The 23,422-nt window shown below is 40.1% G+C and carries 16 protein-coding genes; 12 read left to right on the top strand and 4 right to left on the bottom strand.

Translation table 11 applies throughout. The features are described from left to right. Position 1 precedes the first annotated feature (1 nt). Positions 2-661, bottom strand: coding sequence for a metal-dependent transcriptional regulator (locus KCTC52924_RS05555; RefSeq protein WP_251807629.1), 660 nt, complete (start codon positions 659-661; stop codon positions 2-4). Positions 662-859: 198 nt separating this feature from the next. On the opposite strand from KCTC52924_RS05555, the gene KCTC52924_RS05560 reads away from it, so the two are divergent. From KCTC52924_RS05560 to KCTC52924_RS05570, 3 genes are all read left to right on the top strand, one after another. After that, a complete protein-coding gene (locus tag KCTC52924_RS05560) occupies positions 860-1,003 on the top strand; it encodes a carboxypeptidase-like regulatory domain-containing protein (RefSeq protein ID WP_370671542.1) in 144 nt (47 codons plus the stop codon). 371 nt (positions 1,004-1,374) lie between these two features. After that, entirely contained in the window at positions 1,375-2,523 is a 1,149-nt protein-coding gene (locus KCTC52924_RS05565) for a lycopene cyclase family protein (RefSeq protein ID WP_251807628.1), read from the top strand. Positions 2,524-2,619: 96 nt separating this feature from the next. Beyond that, entirely contained in the window at positions 2,620-6,030 is a 3,411-nt protein-coding gene (locus tag KCTC52924_RS05570) for a HEAT repeat domain-containing protein (protein ID WP_251807627.1), read from the top strand. Positions 6,031-6,076: 46 nt separating this feature from the next. Here the strand turns inward: KCTC52924_RS05570 and KCTC52924_RS05575 are convergent, their stop codons facing one another. Next, entirely contained in the window at positions 6,077-7,051 is a 975-nt protein-coding gene (locus KCTC52924_RS05575) for a polyprenyl synthetase family protein (protein WP_251807626.1), read from the bottom strand. A gap of 145 nt (positions 7,052-7,196) precedes the next feature. Between KCTC52924_RS05575 and KCTC52924_RS05580 the strand changes: the two genes are divergently transcribed. From KCTC52924_RS05580 to KCTC52924_RS05615, 8 genes are all read left to right on the top strand, one after another. Continuing rightward, a complete protein-coding gene (locus KCTC52924_RS05580; protein ID WP_251807625.1) occupies positions 7,197-7,802 on the top strand; it encodes a TetR/AcrR family transcriptional regulator in 606 nt (201 codons plus the stop codon). A gap of 43 nt (positions 7,803-7,845) precedes the next feature. Then, positions 7,846-9,183 (top strand): TolC family protein, encoded by a 1,338-nt coding sequence (locus KCTC52924_RS05585; protein ID WP_251807624.1) that lies wholly within the window; start codon positions 7,846-7,848, stop codon positions 9,181-9,183. 30 nt (positions 9,184-9,213) lie between these two features. After that, positions 9,214-10,383, top strand: a complete 1,170-nt coding sequence (locus KCTC52924_RS05590) for an efflux RND transporter periplasmic adaptor subunit (protein ID WP_251807623.1) — start codon at positions 9,214-9,216, stop codon at positions 10,381-10,383. Positions 10,384-10,390: 7 nt separating this feature from the next. Continuing rightward, complete coding sequence (locus KCTC52924_RS05595) at positions 10,391-13,891, top strand: efflux RND transporter permease subunit (protein ID WP_251807622.1); 3,501 nt, start codon at positions 10,391-10,393, stop codon at positions 13,889-13,891. Between the two features lie 159 nt (positions 13,892-14,050). After that, complete coding sequence (gene aspS, locus KCTC52924_RS05600) at positions 14,051-15,799, top strand: aspartate--tRNA ligase (RefSeq protein WP_251807621.1); 1,749 nt, start codon at positions 14,051-14,053, stop codon at positions 15,797-15,799. A 286-nt stretch (positions 15,800-16,085) separates the two neighbouring features. Then, entirely contained in the window at positions 16,086-17,933 is a 1,848-nt protein-coding gene (locus tag KCTC52924_RS05605; RefSeq protein ID WP_251807620.1) for a chloride channel protein, read from the top strand. A gap of 239 nt (positions 17,934-18,172) precedes the next feature. Beyond that, positions 18,173-19,975, top strand: coding sequence for a chloride channel protein (locus tag KCTC52924_RS05610; protein WP_370671543.1), 1,803 nt, complete (start codon positions 18,173-18,175; stop codon positions 19,973-19,975). 12 nt (positions 19,976-19,987) lie between these two features. Continuing rightward, positions 19,988-20,239, top strand: coding sequence for a hypothetical protein (locus tag KCTC52924_RS05615; protein WP_251807618.1), 252 nt, complete (start codon positions 19,988-19,990; stop codon positions 20,237-20,239). Positions 20,240-20,349: 110 nt separating this feature from the next. On the opposite strand, the gene KCTC52924_RS05620 is transcribed toward KCTC52924_RS05615, so the two are convergent. Together KCTC52924_RS05620 and KCTC52924_RS05625 are read right to left on the bottom strand one after the other, a co-directional pair. After that, a complete protein-coding gene (locus tag KCTC52924_RS05620; RefSeq protein ID WP_251807617.1) occupies positions 20,350-20,778 on the bottom strand; it encodes a hypothetical protein in 429 nt (142 codons plus the stop codon). A gap of 103 nt (positions 20,779-20,881) precedes the next feature. After that, positions 20,882-21,331 (bottom strand): nucleoside deaminase, encoded by a 450-nt coding sequence (locus KCTC52924_RS05625; protein ID WP_251807616.1) that lies wholly within the window; start codon positions 21,329-21,331, stop codon positions 20,882-20,884. 311 nt (positions 21,332-21,642) lie between these two features. Between KCTC52924_RS05625 and KCTC52924_RS05630 the strand changes: the two genes are divergently transcribed. Next, positions 21,643-23,421 (top strand): 1-deoxy-D-xylulose-5-phosphate synthase, encoded by a 1,779-nt coding sequence (locus tag KCTC52924_RS05630; RefSeq protein WP_251807615.1) that lies wholly within the window; start codon positions 21,643-21,645, stop codon positions 23,419-23,421. Position 23,422 lies beyond the last annotated feature (1 nt).

Consider the following 23,422-nt stretch of genomic DNA (forward strand, 5'->3'; position numbering starts at 1 on the left):
ATCATTTGTCCTTGATTCTAATATATAGATTAGCGGCAATTTGATGGGAAATCTGCATTTTAGACCCTCCTATCTCAATAATTAAAGACTCATCAAATTCTTCAATCTCCAATACTTTTATTTGATGCCCTAAGGCGATGTTATTCTTATCCAAAAACTTCAAAAAACTAGTGGAAGAATCCCTAACGCCAACACAGACCCCTTCTACCCCAACTACGACCTCGCTCAGCAGTATTCTATCGCGTTCCTTAAATTCTCCATTCTTATCGGGGATAGGATCGCCATGGGGGTCAAACTTTGGAAACTCTAGCAGTTGGTCCAAGCTATCAATAAGTTTGTCACTTTTTATATGCTCCAACTGTTCCGCAACTTCATGTACCTCATCCCAGCTAAAATCGAGTTTTTCCACTAAAAACACTTCCCACAATCTATGCTTTCTAATTATCCCTAGAGCCATTTTATTGCCCAAAGGAGTTAAGGAAACACCTTGATAGCGCTTGTAGTTCACAAAGTTCTTTTCGGAAAGTTTCTTTACCATATCCGTTACGGAAGATGGCTTGGTTTCCATTTTTTCTGCGATGGAATTTGTAGTCACCGCCTCCTTCCCTTGCCTACCAATATGAAAGATCGTCTTAATATAATTTTCCTCAGACCGTGTCATTAATTTGATGTTTACACAAAAATACATTTTTTAATGTTAAAACAAATTATTAGCTAAGCCTAAATTATATTTTGAACTAATGGATAATATTTAATATTTAGCTCTAATTCTACTGTCAATCACCTTATTAGCATAGGCTAGAACCATTGAAGACAAGTAATAGCCGATAATGCGGCCTAGGATTGGGCAAGTATACCACTGCAAGGAACCACCATAGTGACCACCAAAGACGAAGGGGGTTATTATATCTTAAAAGCCCCAGCGGGCTCATATCCCCTTAATTGTAAAAGTACTGGCTATAAAACTGCGGAAAAAACTATTACCATAAACTCAAATACCTAAGAAAGGATCAACTTTTACCTTCGTGAGGATGTTATGGGCTTAGACCAAGTAGCGGTTACCGGCACAAAACCGATACACGAAATCCCCCCCCTGATAGCCAGTAGAAAGAATGCACCCCTTAGACTACCCGCTATGGTATTGAGTAATAAACATTTTAAGGCAAAAGCCCGTTATTTTTAATAGTTGGATGCCGATCAATTATTGGGTATCCTGCGAGACTAGTATACCATTAAGAAATAGAAAACAAAATATAACAAGAAGGCATCATGAATTATAGTTTTGTTCTTAGTATTTTTGAGCAGTTCAAGGGGGCTTAGACAGCTTACACCTCTATTGATCGTGACAGTATAACGGCAACACATTACTTTTTCATGACCACTTACGATTATATCATTGTTGGCGCAGGTGCATCCGGCTTAATGCTTGCCGATGCGCTAGGAAGGGATGTGTTTTTTTCAAAGAAATCTATCTTATTACTGGAAAAGGACAATAAGCAAAAAAACGACCGCACCTGGTGTTTTTGGGAAACCGGAGAGGGCAGCTTTAACAGTGTGCTCCACAAAAGCTGGAATCGGATATTTTTTGCTGGAGAGGTCTATTCGGAACAACTTAACCTTAGCCCCTATGCCTATAAAATGGTCCGTGGGGAGGACTTTTACGACACCTATTTAAAGCGACTAAAAACCTATCCCAATATTTCCTTCGCCTTGGGAACAGTTACGGACATACAGAATAAAAACGCTCTCGTACAGATAACCACTGCTACCACCATATACCATGCAAAAAAGGTGTTTAACAGCGTATTTGATTACAAAAAGCTATTAGAACAAAAGAAGTATCCCGTGTTACAACAGCATTTTTTGGGTTGGTTTATAAAAACAGAACACCCCTTATTTGATGTTGATCAGGCTACCTTTATGGATTTTTCCATTCCTCAAAAAGGAAACACTAGGTTTATGTATGTACTTCCAACCTCAACAACAGAAGCTTTAATAGAATACACCCTCTTTTCAAAAGAAGTATTGTCGGTTGCAGCATATGAAGAAGGCCTAAAAACTTATATCAAAGATCATTTAGGCTGTGAGAACTATGTTATAACAAACCACGAAAAAGGAAATATTCCTATGAGCTGTTTCAATTTTAATGCCTATAACAGCCCCAATATTTTGCATATTGGCATTTCTGGCGGATGGGCAAAACCCAGTTCTGGTTACACCTTTATGCATTCCTATAAAAAAGTCCAACAATTAATCCCATTTCTAAAGAAAGACCTCCCTTTGGATAGGTTTAACAAAAAAAACAGATTCTGGTTTTATGACCTACTTCTTCTAGATATTTTGGATAAAGAAAATAGTAAGGGCCGATTAATATTTGAACAACTATTTAAAAACCAACGTCCACAAAACATATTTAAATTTTTGGATGAGGAGACCTCCTTTTGGGAAGATCTTCAAATAATAGCCGCCTGCCCCAAAAAAGAATTTATTTCGGCATTGCTACGTAGAATATTCAAAATTTAACATGCTTAATCTAAACGATTTTTGTAATATCCTTACTTTTAAAAGATCTCCATTATATTAGGGGAATTTACCACTAAGCACCATTAAACAATTTAGATGAGAATCCAATTTTCGAAAAGTAATATACTTTCCTTATTTTTAGTAGCTACCCTCTTTTTATCGTGTAAACAAGATCCAAATCTACAAGAGGAACCCTTACTTATTATTAAGGAAGACTCCCTGACTATAGATCTCAGGTTTAAGGAAATCCAGGATAATGTACCCGTACAGGTTTCGGAAGGCCTAACAATTTCCTTATGGGCATCGGACTCTTTAGCACCGGACCCAGTTTCCATGTCCATAGATGATGAGGGAAACATCTACTTAACCAGGACCAATCGCCAAAAAAATTCAGAATTCGACATCAGGGGGTTTAGGGAATGGATGACCCCTTCCATTGCATTACAAACGGTGGAAGACAGAAGGAAATTTTTACATCAGACCTTTGCAACTGCTAAAAGTGAAGAAAACAATTGGCTAAAAGATCTAAATAAAGATAGTATCCACGATTGGCGCGACCTTACCGTTCAAAAAGATGAGGTTTGGAAACTACAAGATCTTAACAAGAATGGCAAGGCCGATGTGGCCACTAGGATAATTAACGACTTTAATGAGGAGGTATCCGACGTGGCCGGAGCCCTCCTAGTCAGGAAGAACGACATATTTGTGGGCATTGCCCCTGACATGTGGCGATTTACAGATGACAATGGGGACGGAATAATGAACAAAAAAACCTCTATCTCCCATGGCTACGGGGTGCATATTGGTTTTGGTGGCCACGGCATGTCCGGTGCCATAGAAGGTCCCGATGGCAGGATATATTGGGGAATTGGCGATATAGGGGCCAATATCACCACAGCGAACGGCACCAACCATAAATATCCCAACCAAGGCGTAATCGTAAGGGCCAATCCTGATGGGAGCGATTTTGAGGTTTTTGCAGCGGGATTGCGTAACACCCACGAATTTGTGTTTGACGAGTACGGTAATATCATAAGCTCTGATAACGACGGAGACCACCGTGGGGAGAGCGAAAGATTGGTCTATATAGTGGAAGGTTCGGATGCAGGATGGCGTTCCAATTGGCAATATGGAAAATATACCGACCCAAAAAACAATGGCTATAACGTGTGGATGGATGAGAAACTATTTGTTCCACGTTGGGAAAACCAAGCAGCGTACATTATCCCTCCAATTACAAACTTTCATAATGGTCCTACCGGAATGGCCTACAATCCAGGTACGGCCTTGGGCAAGGAATGGCGGAATAAATTTTTCTTGGTCGAGTTTGTCGGGAATCCCAGCAGATCCCATATTTGGAGCTTCGACCTAAAACAAAAAGGAGCCTCTTTCGAATTATATACCGAACAAGATATCCTAACTGGTATACTTCCTACCGGCATCCGATTTGCCCCCGATGGCGCGCTGTATATTGCAGATTGGATCAACGGATGGGACACCAAAAACTACGGTAGGGTATGGAAATTGGACGTAGCCGAAAACAAGAACGATCTTGCCGCCGAAAGAAGAGAGACAGAACGCCTAATGACTGTTAGTTACGCTGACCAAAGTTTAGGTAAGCTAACCCAGTTATTGTCCTACCCCGATATGCGCATAAGACAGAAAGCACAATTTGAATTGGTTGCCAGGGACAAGAATGGCTTAATAGGCCTAAAAACAGCAATAGAGCAAAACAATAATCAAATGGCCCGGGTCCATGGTATCTGGGGCATAGGCCAATTGGCAAGACATAAAAGGGGTAGAGCAGCCTTACTGATGCCTTTATTGCAGGACAATGATGCGGAAATTATAGCTCAAACTGCCAAAATTTTAGGGGATTTAAAATATAAAGAGGCAGGAATACACTTAATCCCCCTACTTCATCATGAGAATGCTAGGGTACAGTTCTTTGCCGCCCAAGCCTTGGGTAGAATACAGGAAAATAAGGCGATTAAACCGTTATTGACTATGTTGGAGGCCAATAATGATGAAGATCTTTACCTTAGACATGCCGCCGTTCTGGCGCTTTCAAGAATTGGAGAAATACAACCAATGGTAGATTTGGCGCAAAGCAATAACCCTAGTTTACGCATAGCCGCAGTATTGGTCTTAAGAAGGTTACAGAACCACAATGTGGCTCTATTTTTAAAGGATCAGGATGAATATATTGTCACCGAAGCTGCAAGGGCTATCAATGACGATTGGTCCATAGAAAATGCACTCCCAGCCTTGGCCTTGCTATTAAAAGAAGAACGATTTACTTCCGATCCGCTGCTGCGTAGAAGCATAAATGCCGCGCTTAGGGTGGGTGGAGAAAAAGAGCTGGATCTCTTGATTAATTTTGCAAGAAGATCAAATGTATCCGCAACATTGAGAAGTGAAGCTTTGGCAACCATCGGCACATGGGCCTCCCCTTCCGTATTAGATAGAGTAGATGGGAGGTATAGGGGCGAAATAAGAAGGGACGCCAACGTAGTACGACAAAAATTGGAAAAGTATATCCCCGAATTCCTAACCGACACCAATCCCGATATACTAGCGGCATTGGCAAAAACCATACGCATTTTAAAAATAGTTGGGTATAACTCCGAAATGGCAAAGACCCTAAAAACCCATGCGTCTCCTAAAGTAAGGGCGGAAATGTTATTGACACTTGGGGATTTGAAATACGATAACATTGAAGAGGTAATGGAAATAGGAATGCGTGATAAAGATCGACAAGTACGCACCGCAGCCTTGGGCTTAATCACCCAATTGGATATAGATTCGGAAAAACTCCCCACTATTGTAGCTCCCATTTTTAAGAATGGCTCTATTGCCGAGCAGCAAAAAATGTTAAGTGTACTGGGAGAAATGCCTATTGAAAAGACCCGTAGGGTCCTAAGTTCCTTAATTGATCAGGCGATTGCCAATACCCTTTCCAATGGGGTAATCCTAGATTTGACCGAAGCAGTGGAAGCCAGTAAATCCGAGGTATTAATTGCTCAGTTAAAGCAGATAAATTCCGATGGAAATGACTTGGACGGATATGTGGAAACACTAAACGGAGGAAACCAAAGAGAAGGATATAAATATTTTAACAATAATTCCGCAGGGCAATGTGTGCGATGCCATTCCGTAAACGGACAAGGTGGAACAGTAGGCCCTCCGATGGATAATATCGGCACTATTTTAAGCAGGGAAGAAATCTTGGAGTCCTTAATTCATCCCAGCACACGTTTGGCTCCCGGCTATGGTACAGTAACCCTTACTTTAAAGGAAGGACAAGTAGTAACAGGAATTCTGGAATCGGAAAGTATAGACAAATTGGTCTTAAGAACTTCAGATGCAGAGCCCTTGATCATTGCAGCCTCCAGAATAGAAAAGCGACAAAATATGGCCTCTGGAATGCCCCCAATGGGAAGTGTAATGTCCAAAAGGGAACTACGGGACGTTATAGAATTCTTGGCAAATTTGAAGAAAGAGTAGTGTTCAGATTGAAACAACCTCTTCGTTCTTCATATTAATTAACAACTTAAACCTCCCGCTTCATTAGGGAGGTTCCAAATTGTCTTAGTAGTTCTTTTTTCGATTGATCTATAGGAAGTTGCTCCAAAATGGCAAATGCTTTCTGAGTATAAAATTCAATTTCCTTTAATGTGTGGGCAACCGCACCGGTTTCTATATATAGCGCTTTAACCGTGGAAATCTTGTCTGCAGCTTCCCTTGGTTTTATGGAAAACAAATGTTCCAATTCCCGGATCTGGGTAGCATTCCCCAACTCCAAGGCCTTTAGGTACATGAAAGTTTTTTTGTTGACCATAATATCTCCTCCCACCTGTTTGCCAAAATTCTTGGGATTGCCAAAAGCATCCAAATAATCGTCCTGTAATTGAAAAGCGATTCCCAAATACAAACCAAAATCATAGATTACATCCTGGACCGGTTTGGGTTGTTCCGCGATTATTGCACCCATCTTCATGGCCGCTCCTACCAACACCGCTGTCTTGTATTGGATCATTAATAGGTACTCTGGAATACTTACATCATCCCTGTTCTCAAAATCTACATCGTATTGTTGCCCCTCACATACCTCCAAGGCAGTTTTACTAAATAAATGCATCAATTTTTTAAACATAGCATCAGGATAGCTTTCCAAAAGCTGATAACTATAGATCAGCATAGCATCACCCGATAAAATTCCAGTATTTACATCCCATTTTTCATGCACGGTCTGCTTGCCTCTACGCAGTGGGGCACCGTCCATAATATCATCATGCACCAAGGAAAAATTATGGAACACCTCAATGGCCAAAGCTGCATCCATCGCCTTTTTATAATCGGCTCCAAAAATATCGGTCGCCATAAGAGTGAGCACGGGGCGTAATCGTTTTCCCCCAAGATGTAATATATAGGATATTGGCCCATAAAGATTTAGAGGCTCCTTAATTTGATCTTTACTTTCTAAATAAGCTATAAAATTGGAACGATAAAGGTCAATTTTCGGCATATTGATATTTTTTTTCAAAAATACACCAAACAGGGCACTATGCATAAGGAAATAACAAGTTCATAAACCAAAGGGAATAGAACCACTAAAAAACTTAGGAAACTTTATTGGTTTTCGGAGTTTCCTGCTTATCTTTGCCGACCTTATGAAGGAAATAATTTTAGACAAGGCTACGGAAATGTTTTTAAACCTAGGTTTTAAAAGCGTTACAATGGATGATCTGGCCAATGAAGTAGGGATTTCCAAAAAAACAATATACACCCATTACGAAAACAAAACGAAATTGGTGCAGGAGTGCACTACGCGTCTTTTTAATAAAATAAATGAGGGTATTGATACTATTTGTGCCATCGGTAAAAATCCGATCGAAGAGTTGTACGACATTAAGAAATACGTGATTTTCCATTTAAAAGATGAAAAATCGTCCCCCCAATACCAATTGCAAAAATACTATCCCAAAATTTTCCGCCATATAAACGCCAAGCAAAGTGAGCTTATGCAGAAGTGTACCATCAATAACCTAAATAGGGGCTTGGAAATGGGAATCTATCGGGAGGATATCAATATAGATTTTGTATCCAGAATATATATATCTGGAATTTACAGTATTCAAGACCCTGAAATGTTTCCGCAACCCATTTTCCCTGTTGAGCAATTGAAAGATTTATTTCTTGAATATCATTTACGGGGCATCGTTACCCCAAAAGGCAGAAAAATATTAAATGGAGTTATTAATTCCAATCACGAATAAGGACCACTAGATCACCAATTTTTAAAACTGTAAACACACTTGTATGAGAAATAGCTTAACAATACTCTTAGTGCTATTCGTTTCTTGGGCAAATGCCCAAGAGCAAACCTATAATTTCACCTTGCAACAAGCTATTGAATTTGCCTTGGAAAATAATTATAGCGCCATAAATGCCGATCGCGATTTAATAGATGCCCAAAAGCAAAAATGGGAAACCATTGCCACCGGACTGCCCCAGATATCGGGAGACATCAGTTATCAAAATCAACTTAAACAACAGGTATCCTTAATTCCGGCCGAATTTGGTGGTGGAGAACCGGGAACATTTATCCCTATTGTTTTTGGCCAGCCACAGACGGCCAATGCTACCGCTACCTTAAGGCAACAATTATTTGACGGTTCTTACCTAGTAGGTATCCAAGCTGCTAAAACCTTTATTAAATATAGCCAGAACAGCAAGGAAAAGACAGATTTAGAAGTACGCAAATCGGTTGTGGAAGCTTATGGAAATGTGTTATTGGCAACAGAAAGTGTGGATATATTGAATAAGAACAAAGCAAATCTGGAAAAAAATCTTTTCGAAACCCAAAAGCTTTATGAAAATGGTTTGGGTGAGGAAGAAAGTGTAGAACAATTACAAATCACCTTATCCTCCATAAACAACCAATTAAAGAATTCTCTACGCCTTAAGGATATTACCTTACAGATGTTGAATTTACTTTTGGGCATCGACATTAATGCCCCTACCCAATTATTAGAGAATCTAAACGATTTGGCTCAGCAGCAGATAAGGCCCGACCTTTTGGAAACCGATTTTATAATGGAGAATAATGTGGATTTTAAAATTATCACCAATTTAACCCAACAAAGGGAATTGGAGTTAAAGCTGCAAAAAAGCATGGCACTTCCCACCCTCAATGCGTTCCTAAACTACGGAAGTACCTCCTACAGCGATTCCTTTAATTTTCTTAGTAGTGATGCGGAATGGTTTGATTCCTCGGTGTTTGGATTGGACCTTCATATCCCCATTTTCAGCTCGTTGGGCAGGAGTGCGAAAACCCAAAGGGCAAAAATTGCTTTGGACAAAGCAAAAACCCAACTTTCGGAGACAGAACAAAACCTTCGTTTACAATACAAAACAGCGAAAAGCAACTACCTCTTTTCCATTGAAGAATACAACACCGCCAAAGAAAATTTAAACCTTGCAGAGCGAATAGAAAACAAAAATCAAATCAAATATGAGGAAGGTCTCGCTTCCAGCTTCGAACTGCGACAAGCCCAAACCCAATTGTACAATGCCCAACAGGAATATCTACAGTCCATGGTAGAGGTCATCAATAAAAAGACCGACTTGGAAATGGTCCTAAACAATAAATTATAAATACTAGCATCAACCAATAAATAGCTTCTAATGAAAAGATTAATTTACATAATGGCAACGGGAATAATCCTAACTTCTTGTGGGGCCGACAAACAAAAAACGGTAGACGACCTTATTTCGGAAGGAAATCTTACTGAACTTCTGTCAAAGAGGAAGGAACTCTCCGATCAACAACAGTCCACTACCACAAAAATCCAGCAATTAGATTCCGTAATAGGATCACTTCAAGGCACCAAAAACCTACCGCTGGTCACCACAGTGGTCGCAAAACCCATAAAATTTAACCACTATTTAGATCTACAGGGAGATGTACGGACCAAACAAAATGTATTGATCTATCCTGAAATGCAGGGCATATTACAAAAAGTGTATGTAAAAGAAGGTCAGAAGGTGAGCAAAGGTCAGCTTTTAGCCACCATAGACGATGGTGGTATGTCTAGCCAAGTGCAACAATTGGAAACACAGGCAAAATTGGCGGAAACTACTTTTGATCGCCAAAAGAGATTATGGGATCAAAAAATTGGATCGGAAATTCAGTTTTTACAGGCCAAGACCAATTACGAGGCCACCAAAAATTCGGTAGACCAGATTAAAAGTCAGGTGGGAAAATACACTATTAGGGCTCCCTTCTCCGGAATAATAGACGATGTGATAAAAGATCAGGGAACTGTAGTGGCGCCAGGCCCAGGTTCAGAGGTATTCAGAATTGTGAACCTCTCAGAAATGTATATAGATGTAGATGTTCCAGAAACCTATTTGGGAAGCGTTGTCAAAGGCAAGGAAGCTAAAGTGTACTTTCCTGTGTTGGGAGACAGTTTAACCACCCATGTAAGACAAACGGGGAATTTTATTAACCCAAGCAACCGCTCCTTCAAAATTGAAATTCCGGTACCCAATGCCAATGGACATATTAAGCCCAATTTAACGGCAAGAGTTTCAATTAACGATTACACCAACGAAAAAGCAGTTCTTATACCTTCCAGTATGATTTCTGAGAATGCGGAAGGGGAGCAATACGCCTTTTTAGCAGAAGAACCCAATGGTGATAATGAATCTGTAGTAAAAAGGAGTATCATTACTACCGGAAAAACCCAATTTGGTATGGTAGAAGTATTGTCAGGTATTGCTGAAGGCGATTATATAATCCAAGAAGGAGCACGAAGTGTAAAGGATGGCCAAAAAGTAAAAATAATAAACTAAAGAGTCCATGAGCAAATTACAAAAGAACGCTGACAAGGAATTTAAGCTGTCCTCATGGGCCATAGATAATCCATCTGTGATTTATGTGATGATCGGTATATTTCTATGGATCGGATTGTCGTCCTACTTTGCTATGCCAAGGGAGGATTTCCCTGAAATTATAGAGACCAAGATATACATTAGCACCCCTTACCCTGGAAATACGGCAGAAGATATAGAACGTTTAATTACAGATCCCTTAGAGGATAGGTTAAAAAACATTAGTAACGTAGTAGAGATAGTATCTACCTCTCAGGAAGATTACGCCATTATTACGGTGGAGTTTGATGAGGAAATAACGGTTGAATCGGCAAAACAAAAGGTAAAGGACGAAGTTGATGCAGAAAAAGCAAGTGAAGACTGGCCCACTTTTAATGGTGCCAAGGTAGATCCCAATGTGTTTGATCTTAATTTTTCCGAGGAGGTGCCTATTATGAACATTAATTTTACAGGGGATTATCCCGTGGAAAAATTAAAAGAATACGCAGAATATCTCCAGGATGAAATTGAAGATCTTCCAGAAATAAAGAAAGCTGATATTCGTGGGGCTCAGGAAAAAGAAGTTGAGGTTGCCGTTGATGTCTATAAAATGATGGCGGCTAAAGTCAGTTTTGACGATATAATCCAAGCCATTGGCAACGGAAACATGACCATGTCTGCAGGAAACTTACAAGCTAGTGGACAACGACGTACCATACGTATATTGGGGGAAATAGAAAACCCAACGGATCTTTTGGATTTTGTGGTGAAATCCGACGATGGTACCGTTTACCTTAAAAATATTGCTGAGATACGTTTTGAGGAAAAGGAAAGGACTACCTATGCCCGTGAATTTGGAGAGAGCGTAGTGATGCTTGACGTTAAAAAGCGTGCGGGCCGTAATGCGATATCTGCCGCAGACCAGATCAGGGAAATTGTAAAATCTACCCAAACCAATTATTTTCCGGCAGACCTACATATTTCCATCGCCAACGACTCCTCTACCAGAACATTGAACCAGGTAGATGATTTGGTAAACAACATTATTTTTGGGATTATCCTTGTTGTTACCGTTCTGATGTTCTTTTTAGGCTTTCGAAATGCCCTTTTTGTGGGCTTCGCCATCCCTATGTCCATGTTTATGTCCTTTATGATCTTATCCTTGTTGGGATACACCTTAAATACCATGATCCTTTTTGGAATGATTATGGGATTGGGAATGTTGGTGGACAATGGTATTGTAGTGGTAGAAAACGTATACCGATTAATGGATGAGGGCATGCCAAGAATAGAAGCGGCCAAAAAAGGGATCGGAGAGATCGCCTTTCCCATTATTATTTCTACAGCAACTACCGTGGCTGCCTTTGTGCCTTTAGGGCTGTGGCCGGGGATTTTTGGCCAGTTTATGATCTTCTTCCCCATCACCTTATCCGTTGTTTTGGGATCTTCTCTGGTCGTGGCAATATTTATGAACTCTATGTTAGTATCCAGATTCATGGATACAGACGAAAAGGAACTCACTGTAAAACAATTGATCCGCCTGAGTATTATTTTAGGTGGATTAGGATCGCTGATATTAGTGTTCGGCGGTGCCATGCGCGGTTTAGGCTCTGTAATGATCTTTACCGCAATACTGTTCTGGGGATATAAGTATCTTCTTAAGAAATGGGCCATTGGGTTTCAAAAAAACGCGATGTCCAAATTTGAAAACTGGTACGAAAAACGATTGGTACATGCCTTACGAGGTAAAAACGTGTACTGGTATTTTGGGATAACCGTTTTATTATTGGTGGGTGTATTTATGTTGTTTGGCATATCGGTTGGAAGCGGACGGACCAAAATAGAATTCTTCCCAGACAATAGGCCCAATGAGATTTATGTGTATATAGAATATCCCGAAGGCACCTCCATCGAAAAGACTAATGAATTAACCCTAGATGTAGAGAAAAGGGTCTATGCCATTATAAATGATGAGGAATACATGGATAACGGAAAGAACTTTATGATGACTTCCGCGGTCTCTCAAGTTGGGGAAGGCGCCGGAAATCCGTTAACAGATGGTGGATCTACTGCAGAAATGCCACATAGGGGAAAGTTAACGGTAAACTTTAGTGAGTTTAAATACCGTAGAGGAAAGGATACCGAGGATATTAGAGCCAAAGTACAGGCTGGTTTAAGTGGTATTTATCCCGGTGTGGCTATATCAGTGGAAAAAGACGCCAATGGGCCACCTGCAGGATATCCTATCAATATAGAATTGGAAGGTAAGGATTATGACGAGCTTATCAATACTGCCGAAAATATCAGAAACTTTATCAATACTAAAAGTATTGCCGGGATTGAAGAAATAAAGATCGATGTTAACAAAAGCAAGCCCTCCATGCAAGTTATCGTGGACCGAAAAAAAGCAGGGGGACTTGGCGTATCGGTGGGACAGGTAGGAAACCAATTGCGAAGATCATTATTTGGCGAAAAAGCTGGGATCTACAAGGAAGATGGCGATGATTATGACATAAACATACGGTTCAATGAAGACCTACGCTACAATAGAAGTGCCCTTTTCAATCAAAATATTATTTTTAGGGACCAAGCAAGTGGAAAGATCAAGGAAATTCCCATATCTGCAGTAGCGACAGAAAAAAACACTTCCTCCTTCAGTGCCATTAAGCACAGGGATGGCAAACGTGTAGTTACCGTATATTCTGGCCTACAACCCGGGTTTACCGATGCCGCAGCGATAGTGGCCGAAATTCAGAAAGAAATGGAAGAGTTTAAGAAGCTGCCAGCGGGAATAAAAATTGATTATACGGGACAGATTGAGGAACAAAATAAACAGATGCAATTCTTGGTTGGCGCCTTCTTTACAGGTTTGGGCTTAATTATGTTGATATTGATCTTTCAGTTCGGGGGTATTTCCAAACCTTTGATTATTATGATTGCCATATTCCTGAGCTTTATCGGCGTTTTTGGGGGAATTATGATTACCGGTTGGTCTTTTGTGATCATGATGACTATGATGGGTATTATTTCCTTGGCGGGAATAGTAGTGAACAACGGAGTAGTCCTATTAGATTACACCCAAATATTGATCGATCGAAAGATGGTGAGACTCAATATGGACGATTCAGATCTTCTAACTAGGGAACAAGTAACAGAAACTATTATACAAGGAGGAAAAGCAAGGTTACGTCCCGTTATCCTAACGGCCATTACTACGGTATTGGGTCTAATTCCTTTGGCAATCGGTCTAAACATTGATTTTTTCGCACTATTTACGGAATTCAACCCCCATATTTATGTGGGAGGAGATAATGTGGTATTCTGGGGACCCCTGGCATGGACCGTTATATTTGGTCTTATCGTTGCCACCTTTCTTACCTTGGTCATTGTTCCAGTGCTGTTCAATATCACCTATAGAATAAAAATAGCAATAAAGGGAACCAAGGGAAATACCGAAAGTGATCCCAACTCAGTTGTGGTATCCCAATAAAACAAAATAAAGCGACCAATATAATGGTCGCTTTATTTTTATAAGGACATCATCCTAACAGCCAAAGAAATAAGAATCAATAAATAAATTCAGCCCAATTATTTTTAGCCGTTAACAGCATATCTTCTTACATTTGCGTTCTTATAGATCAAGAATAAAATGTATAGAAGTCATAACTGTGGTGAATTACGGGAAACCAACCAAAATTCAGAGGTTACCCTGTCTGGATGGGTACAAACCGTGAGAGATAAAGGATTTGTAATTTGGACCGATTTAAGGGATAGGTACGGAATTACCCAATTAATTTTTGATGAGGAACGTTCCTCCAAAGAGATAATGGACACTGCAAGGTCTCTAGGACGGGAGTTTGTAGTTCAAGTAAAAGGCACGGTCTTGGAGCGTACTTCCAAAAATCCAAATATCCCTACCGGGAATGTGGAGGTCTTGGTCTCCGAAATAAAAATTCTAAACAAATCTCTTGTACCTCCCTTTACCATAGAAGATCAGACCGACGGAGGTGAGGACATCAGGATGAAATACCGCTATTTGGATATTCGTAGAAATCCAGTAAAGAACAATCTTATTTTTAGACATAAGGTTGCTATGGAGGTAAGGAAATACCTTTCCGATCAAGACTTTATTGAAGTAGAAACCCCGTATTTAATAAAATCCACGCCCGAAGGGGCAAGGGATTTTGTGGTTCCCAGTCGAATGAACGAAGGCCAGTTTTACGCCTTACCACAATCGCCACAAACCTTCAAACAATTACTGATGGTCGGAGGAATGGACAAATACTTCCAGATCGTTAAATGTTTTAGGGACGAAGATCTTCGGGCCGATAGGCAACCCGAATTCACCCAAATAGACTGCGAAATGGCCTTTGTGGAACAAGAAGACATCTTAAATGTTTTTGAGGGTCTTACCAGACATCTATTGCAGGAAATAAAAGGAGTTAGCGTAGACAAATTCCCCAGGATGACCTACGATGATGCGATGAAGAAATATGGCAATGACAAACCAGATATCCGTTTTGGAATGGAATTTGGCGAGCTTAATGCCGTTGCGCAACACAAAGAGTTCGGGATTTTTAACGATGCCGAATTAGTAGTGGGAATTGCCATTCCAGGCGCGGCTTCCTATACCAGAAAAGAAATTGATGCCCTTGTAGATTGGGTACGCCGTCCACAGGTTGGTGCCAAGGGAATGGTATATGCCAAATACAACGAGGACGGATCGTTTAAATCCTCCGTCGATAAATTCTTTGATCAGGACGATCTTGGAAAATGGGCTGAAGTTACGGGTGCAGAACCAGGTGATCTTATCTGCGTACTCTCTGGGGACGCCAACAAGGCTAGAACACAATTGAGTGCCTTGAGAATGGAAATAGCAGAACGATTGGGACTTCGTAAAAAAGAGGAATTCGCCCCGTTATGGGTCATAGATTTCCCATTGTTGGAATTGGATGAGGAAACCGGGCATTACCACGCAATGCACCATCCATTTACCTCTCCAAAACCAGGACAATTATCACTTTTAGATACCGATCCAGGAGCCGTAAAGGCCAATGCATACGATTTGGTATTGAACGGTAATGAAATTGGTGGAGGATCTATTCGTATACACGATAAGCAGATGCAGGCCACCATGTTTAAACATCTTGGATTTACCCCAGAAGAAGCTAAGGCGCAATTTGGGTTTTTAATGGACGCTTTTCAGTACGGAGCTCCCCCACACGGAGGATTGGCTTTTGGACTGGATAGATTGGTAGCCATTTTAGGGGGACAGGAAACGATTAGAGATTTTATTGCTTTTCCAAAAAATAACAGCGGAAGGGATGTGATGATCGATGCCCCTGCGGCAATAGACCAAAAACAGTTGAAGGAGTTGGGCTTGAAGTTGGATCTATGAGGTGTCTTTTGGTAGGAGGTCTCTAAACAAAGCCTAAATTTAGTAGTAGCAATGAACGGGAAGAAAATAGTCAAAATGTCGATCCGAATAAATGGCCCTATTTAATTTTTACCTTTCTGATTGGGGAAGCATATTTCACAACGACATTTAGTGTCTCAAATCAATATTCTGCCGTGGTTTAGCACCGGATCCGGTAGGGGCGACTTCCTGTAAAAGTATATTTTATAGTTCTTACTGTAAATTTACCTCAGTTTCCGTCTAGGATGTTTAAAGAAATCAAGCCTTAATGTTATACAAGATTAAAAAACTGGTCGTTAGCTTTTTGCAGTTTAAAAAAGCATTTGTCAAATATCCTTTTAGAAAATTCAATGTTATAGAAATTCTCTTATTTTGGATCAATGAACGATTAACGCGCTCCCAATTTCTTATTCTTTCGGGAATCCTTGTAGGATTAAGTGCAGGATTGGCCGGAGTACTTTTAAAGATCCTCGTCCATCACATACAATCCTTTATTAATAACGATGTGCCCTTTAAAGAACGGATGTTCGTTTATGCCATCTTCCCCTTAGTAGGGATTATACTTACCTCTTTAATCGTTAAGTATTTATTCAAATCCAATGAAGAGAAAGAGCTTTCCTTTGTCTTAAAGGACATATCCCAAAATGGCAGCAAGGTAAAACCGAATAAAATGTATTCGCAGATAATACAAAGCGCCATAACCGTGGGATTTGGAGGCTCGGTCGGGCTAGAAACACCCATTGCTGTAACAGGCTCGGCTATCGGATCAAACTATGCGCAACGCTATCGTTTAGGCTTTAAGGAACGCACCTTGTTGCTTGCATCAGGTGCCGCTGCAGGAATTGCAGCAGCCTTCGACGCTCCCATAGCTGGTGTGATGTTTGCTTTTGAAATTTTGTTGACAGGTTTAGTATTCACCGATTTTATTCCACTTGTTATCGCCGCCATATGTGGTAGTTTGCTCTCAATGATTATCTTGGACGAAGACGTATTATTCAATTTTCAGGCGAGAGAAATCTTTAATTATGGCAATGTCCCCTACTATGTTGCTCTAGGAGTGTTAACCGGTTTTTATGCACGTTACTTTCTCTTGGTCGGAAAGAAAGTGCATCATTTTTTTGAACGCTTCAAACATCGGGTCCTTTTGAGAGCCCTTATCGGAGGCACAATACTTTCTCTCTTATGTGTTGCATTTCCTCCACTTTTTGGAGAGGGTTATATGAATATCCGCATACTCCATCAAGGAAATGTTGAAAACTTAGTACATGAGAGCTTGTTCCGCTATTTTGGGGACTCAGAGCTGATCATCCTCGCATTTTTAGCGTTTACACTTCTTTTGAAAGCATTTGCTACCAGCATCACCCTCAGCGCCGGCGGAAATGGGGGAAACTTCGCCCCTTCTCTGGTGGCAGGCGGATTGCTCGGTTATTTATTCGGATTTACATTGGAGATGATGGGCATGCCCAATGTACCTACCACCAACCTAATGCTTGTAGGGATGGCTGGGGTTATGTCCGGAGCAATGTATGCACCGTTGACCGGTATTTTCCTTATTGCCGAGACCAGTAGTGGATACGACTTATTTATACCTTTGATGATCGTAGCTGTTATAGCTTATGCAATAAATCGGTACTTCTCTCCAATTAATCCAGTATATAAAACCCTAGCAGAAAAGGGAGAGATATTCACGACCAGACAGGATCAAAACATCCTATCACATATCCGGCTTCAAGATTGCCTGAATAGGGCATCCTTAAAAATAAGTACGTTGGACGAAATAGAGAATGTCCTAAGTAAGTTTAGAAACAGCGATCAAAATACAATAGCCGTCGTTGATGGTAATAATCAATTTTGGGGAATTTTGAACCGGGAACAATTGAGACCTTACCTTCTTGGTAAAAAATCAACCAAGGAAACCAGTGTTAGTAAACTTGCGATAAACCCATCGTTCATAGTATCTTCTGCAGATTCTGTAATGAAGGTAATAAAAATGTTTGATGAAGCCGATGTTTGGCAACTCCCTGTCCTGGATAACGAACGAAAATTCCATGGCTTTGTGAGTCGCTCTATGATACTGAACAATTACCGAAAGCTTTTAAAAAACTACTCGGAATAACTATAAATTTATCATAACTTAGTGTAAATAATTTATTTTTATTACTCACAGAATACCGCTTACTTTTTTAAGGCACAACTTTTCGTTAATTCACCTATTAGAATCCAACATTGCCATTGTCCCAACAACTATCCACAATGTACATCTATTCTTAATACTCTTTTTTAAACTTGCACTCCAATTATAACGAGAACAGCAGATTTTTTCAATATATTTAGTTACTAATTCAACATTTCGTTATCAAAAAGAAAAAGATTCTTGCCCGGTTTTTTCGCTTGAGGTACAAATACACTTCCCAAAAGAATTTTGTGCTTATTTTAAGTGCGGTTGTTGGATTATTAGCCGGGTTGGCCTCAGTAACCATTAAGAATCTAACCTACAGCGTAGCTTCTATCTTAGAAGAGGGGATTATTTTCTCCGAGAATCAACTTTATTTTATTTTGCCCTTTGTAGGCCTGCTACTGGTTTACCTATCAAAAAAAGTACTTCTACGTAATGGCCTACGCCCTCCGATACCCTCCTTTATAAAAAGGGCCATTCCCTCCTTGCTATATTCTTTGCTCAGACAAAACGGAATCCTCTCCTATAAGCTTATTTACCACCCTTTAATCATGGCTCCCTTAACCGTAGGTTTTGGGGGATCTGTAGGATTGTTAGGTCCAGCTATAACCTCAGGCTCGGCCATTAGCTCCAATTTGGGTCGCTTGCTCAATGTAGACAGCAAGACGCGAACCCTGCTCATAGCGTGTGCCACCTCGGGCGCTGTGGCCTCCATGTTCAAAACCCCTATTGCTGCCGTAGTATTGGCCATAGAACTCTTTAGTCTAGACCTTACTTTTGTCTCCTTATTGCCCCTATTGACGGCGTCTATTTCTTCTGTGCTTACCTCCTACTTTTTTCTAGGGGACGAAACAATTTTCAGCTTCGACATCGTGGATAAATTTGTTATAAACGATGCTGCTCCTTATATTCTCCTTGGATTGGGTACGGGCATAGGATCTATATACTTTACGAAAATTTATTTTGCTGTTTACTCTTTTTTTGATCGATTTAAAACACCCTTCCTTAAAGTCTTGGTAGGCGGACTTACCATTGGGGTGATGTTGTATTTTATCCCACCACTATATGGGGAGGGACTAAGTTTTACCAAAGATTTGTTCGAGGGGAACCACTTACAAGCCTTGGGCGAAACCCCATTTGATGATTTTATTGATAATATCTGGGTGGTAATCGCCCTTCTAATCGGCTTCACCATTTTCAAAACTATTGCAATGACGGTTACTTTTGCCGCCGGAGGTGTAGGTGGAGTCATTATCCCTACTATGGTGATGGGAAGCGCACTTGGCAATGTTGTGGCTAAGATTATCAACAATTTAGGACTGGGAATAGAGGTCTCAGAAGCCAACTTTACTTTGGTAGGCATGGCTGGGTTGATTACTGGTGTAATTCACGCTCCATTAACGGCCATATTCCTAATTGCGGAAATTACTGGGGGCTATGAGCTTTTTATACCATTGATGATTACCGTTGCTATTTCCTATCTTATCACCAAAGGATCTTTAGAACACACCATTTACACCCGTGAATTGGCGGAAAGGGGCGATTTACTCACCCATGACAAGGATCAAAATGTACTTACGACAATGACCTTAGAAAGTGTTATAGAAAAGAATTTTAAAACGGTCCATCCCGATATGACACTGGGAAGCATGCTACATAACTGTGTCTCCAAATCTACCCGAAATCTCTTTCCAGTTATAGATGACAATGATATTTTAGTGGGTATTGTACTCTTGGACGATATTCGAAAATTTATGTTCGATACCACCTTGTACGAGACCATGAAGGTTGAAAATTTCATGCACAATCCGCCCGAACACATCTTTTTTGAAAAGGACAATATGAAAACAGTAATGCAGAAATTCCAGGATACCGCGGCTTGGAACCTGCCCGTAATAAAAAATGGAAAATACATCGGATTTGTTTCCAAATCGAAACTCCTGACCGCCTACCGCAGAAAATTGATTAATTTTACCAGGTAATTACCCCATATCATGAAATATTTTATTTTCCTAGTTCTCATTGCATCGGTGTCCTCTATTCTTTACGGATTTTCTATACAGGAAACAGACCTGGTCTTGGCCAATAAATGTATCGGTTTTGGCACCGTGGGCATTTTTTTAATCGCCATGCCACTATTCCTGTTCAAGGTCAGTAAGGGTAAAAAAATGAAAGATTATATGTTGAACGAGGAAAATATAAGAAAAATGCAAGGAAAGGATAAAAAATCTGGGGACAAGAAGTAATCACAACTCTTATTATTCCCAATTTTTTTAATTGATATTCAAAAAACAATTAGACTACCATTTTTCTATGCAAATCGATTCTTTTGATGTATAGAAATTTCCGTAAATAGTCATCGTTTTAAACGCAATATAAATCCATCTGCACCACTGCCATTGGTTATAATGTTTTGATTTAGCACCATTTGATTATTCGTTAAAGTAAGCCCCCCAAACTCTTGGGAATTCACTTCCAAAAATAAATTTTTCTTTGCAATTATCACGGAATACGAGTAATCCCCTGTAGGCAGTCCTTTGTAGAGTGCATCTGAATTGGACATATTTTCTATTATTAAAGTACCACTATCCGTATGAAAGTTCCAGACAATGCTACCTGGCTCAAAATCCTCATCTATTCCAGCAAATCCTCCGCTAATATGTAACAACTCCCATTTCCCCTCCATAAATTCAAAGGTGGACTCTTCTTTTTCCCTACTACATCCCTTTAAACTACCTACTAAAATAATAAGGAGAAGAATTTTAATACGACTAAATTTTCCCATAGTTACCATTATTAAATAAAGTAGCTGCCCACATCACCTATAATTCAATAGATGTAGTATCAAAAAAATGGTTGCGTACCCTTAGGATTATGCGCCTTGTACTTCAATTCAGATTTCTCTTTTGAATAAAAAATCTTTTTAGAATTTCCGAGGCTTCCGCTTCCAAAACTCCTCCTACCACTTCCGTCTTGGGGTGCAATTGTGAGCTCATTGCAATAAACCCTCTTTCCATGTCCCTTGCGCCATAAACTATTTTGGAAATCTGACTCCAATACAATGCTCCTGCACACATCTGACAGGGCTCTAGGGTTACATATAAAGTACAATTCTGAAGATATTTCCCTCCCAAAAAGTTAGATGCCGCCGTAATGGCTTGCATCTCGGCATGAGCAGTCACATCAATAAGCTGTTCGGTTAAATTATGTCCCCTAGCAATGATCCTATTCTCCACAACCACTATGGCCCCCACAGGAACTTCCCCTTTCTCAAAGGCAGCCTCTGCCTCTTGAAAGGCTTTTTTCATAAAATAGACATCGTCAAACGGATTGATCATGGTACAGCTTTTATGCAACAATAATAATCAATAATTAAGTTTAGCCAAAATAATTATACCATCTAACCCGGCTTTTACGGTATATCGTCGTCAGAAAAAATTCTGTCCTTTATTGCAGGGTGCAAAAATTTTCAACCTAAATCTAACAAAAACAAGTATCAATTACCTTGTACTACTACTCAATTATAATGCAACGCTAAAACAAAAAGAGGTATTTCCTTATAAATTGATACAAATAGCATTAATCATAACCAAAGTTTTACAGATTTCAAAATCTAAATACCTTAGCTTTGTGTTTCACTTTTTAATAGATGTCAAAAGGAATTCTACAGCATATTAACACTCCTACCGATATTCGTACACTACCAGTGGCAGAGTTATCCCAACTTGCTAAGGAATTACGCGAATTCATTATCGATATTGTAGCGAACAAAGAAGGACATTTAGGGGCTAGCTTGGGGGTTGTGGAACTAACCATAGCTTTACATTATGTTTTTAACACTCCTTATGATAACCTTATCTGGGACGTTGGGCATCAGGCCTATGGGCATAAGATACTTACTGGACGCAGGGAAATTTTTCACACCAACAGACAACTCGACGGAATTAGTGGATTCCCTAAACGGGAGGAGAGCAAATACGATGCCTTTGGAACTGGGCATAGCTCCACTTCTATCTCCGCCATCTTGGGAATGTCCATGGCATCTCGGTTAAAAGGCGAAACAAAAAAACAGCATATTGCCGTGATCGGGGACGCCTCCATAGCCAGTGGGATGGCTTTTGAGGGCTTGAACCACGCAGGAGACACCGATCCAAATATCCTTATAGTTTTAAATGACAATGCTATTGGTATAGACCCTAGCGTTGGGGCGTTAAAAAAATACCTTACCAATGTTAAGAAAGGAACAGCAAAGGACGAGAATATTTTTGAGTGCTTAAATTTTGATTACACAGGTCCTTTAGATGGCCATGACCTCCCCCTTCTAGTCAAAGAACTGGAAAGACTAAAATCTGTAGCCGGCCCAAAATTACTACATATCATTACTACCAAAGGGAAAGGACTTAAAAAAGCAGAGGAAAATCAAGTGGTGTACCATGCACCTGGAAAATTTGACAAGATTACCGGGGATATATTGCCCAAGATTTCTGAAAATGAACCTCCTAAGTATCAGGATGTATTTGGACATACCCTAGTTGAATTGGCCAAATTAAATCCCAGAATAGTTGGAATAACTCCCGCTATGCCTACTGGAAGCTCGTTGAAATATATGATGGACCTGATGCCAGAAAGGGCATTTGACGTAGGTATTGCAGAACAGCATGCCGTAACCATGGCAGCTGGAATGGCTGCTGAAGGTATGGTTCCCTTTTGCAATATATATGTTACCTTTCTTCAACGCGCCTATGACCAGCTAATCCACGATGTTGCCCTACAGAACCTTCCCGTAATATTCTGTTTGGATCGCGCAGGATTAGTAGGCCAAGATGGTGCCACCCACCACGGTCTATATGATATGGCTCAATTACGGTGTATCCCAAATCTTATTATTTTTGCGCCGATGAACGAAATTGAGCTAAGAAACATAATGTATACGGCACAATTAGGATTAAAACATCCTATTGCCATTAGATACCCTAGGGGAAGAGGGGTTATTTTAGATTGGAAACAGAAATTTGCCGAGATTCCGATAGGTAGCGCAGAAGAATTAAAAAAAGGCACGAAAATTGCAATACTCTCCATCGGTCATATAGGAAATATGGTTTTGGAATTGCTTTCGGAATTAAATAATGAAAATGAGGTAGGACTTTACAATATGAGGTTTGTGAAACCACTTGACAAGGAGATGTTGCAAAACATTTTCCAAGAGTACTCCCATGTCATTACCATTGAAGACGGATGTAGCACCGGTGGCTTTGGCAGTGCCGTATTAGAGTTTGCTAATGAAATAAATTGTAAAATACCTATACAAATAATTGGCGTTCCAGAAGTGTTTATAGAACATGGAACAGTGGAGGAACTTCAACGCATAGCTGGAATAGATAAAACGACCCTTTGGAATCATATTAATAATATACTGAATAAAGATTAAC

This window comes from Arenibacter antarcticus (genome assembly GCF_041320605.1).
Lineage (GTDB): Bacteria > Bacteroidota > Bacteroidia > Flavobacteriales > Flavobacteriaceae > Arenibacter > Arenibacter antarcticus.

Excerpts from the sequence above, each read along its gene's own strand:
- KCTC52924_RS05555 (WP_251807629.1), bottom strand. The coding sequence starts at position 661 with ATGACACGGTCTGAGGAAAATTATATTAAGACGATCTTTCATATTGGT.
- KCTC52924_RS05565 (WP_251807628.1), top strand. The coding sequence starts at position 1,375 with ATGACCACTTACGATTATATCATTGTTGGCGCAGGTGCATCCGGCTTA.
- KCTC52924_RS05570 (WP_251807627.1), top strand. The coding sequence starts at position 2,620 with ATGAGAATCCAATTTTCGAAAAGTAATATACTTTCCTTATTTTTAGTA.
- KCTC52924_RS05575 (WP_251807626.1), bottom strand. The coding sequence starts at position 7,051 with ATGCCGAAAATTGACCTTTATCGTTCCAATTTTATAGCTTATTTAGAA.
- KCTC52924_RS05580 (WP_251807625.1), top strand. The coding sequence starts at position 7,197 with ATGAAGGAAATAATTTTAGACAAGGCTACGGAAATGTTTTTAAACCTA.
- KCTC52924_RS05585 (WP_251807624.1), top strand. The coding sequence starts at position 7,846 with ATGAGAAATAGCTTAACAATACTCTTAGTGCTATTCGTTTCTTGGGCA.
- KCTC52924_RS05590 (WP_251807623.1), top strand. The coding sequence starts at position 9,214 with ATGAAAAGATTAATTTACATAATGGCAACGGGAATAATCCTAACTTCT.
- KCTC52924_RS05595 (WP_251807622.1), top strand. The coding sequence starts at position 10,391 with ATGAGCAAATTACAAAAGAACGCTGACAAGGAATTTAAGCTGTCCTCA.
- aspS (WP_251807621.1), top strand. The coding sequence starts at position 14,051 with ATGTATAGAAGTCATAACTGTGGTGAATTACGGGAAACCAACCAAAAT.
- KCTC52924_RS05605 (WP_251807620.1), top strand. The coding sequence starts at position 16,086 with ATGTTATACAAGATTAAAAAACTGGTCGTTAGCTTTTTGCAGTTTAAA.
- KCTC52924_RS05615 (WP_251807618.1), top strand. The coding sequence starts at position 19,988 with ATGAAATATTTTATTTTCCTAGTTCTCATTGCATCGGTGTCCTCTATT.
- KCTC52924_RS05620 (WP_251807617.1), bottom strand. The coding sequence starts at position 20,778 with ATGGGAAAATTTAGTCGTATTAAAATTCTTCTCCTTATTATTTTAGTA.
- KCTC52924_RS05625 (WP_251807616.1), bottom strand. The coding sequence starts at position 21,331 with ATGATCAATCCGTTTGACGATGTCTATTTTATGAAAAAAGCCTTTCAA.
- KCTC52924_RS05630 (WP_251807615.1), top strand. The coding sequence starts at position 21,643 with ATGTCAAAAGGAATTCTACAGCATATTAACACTCCTACCGATATTCGT.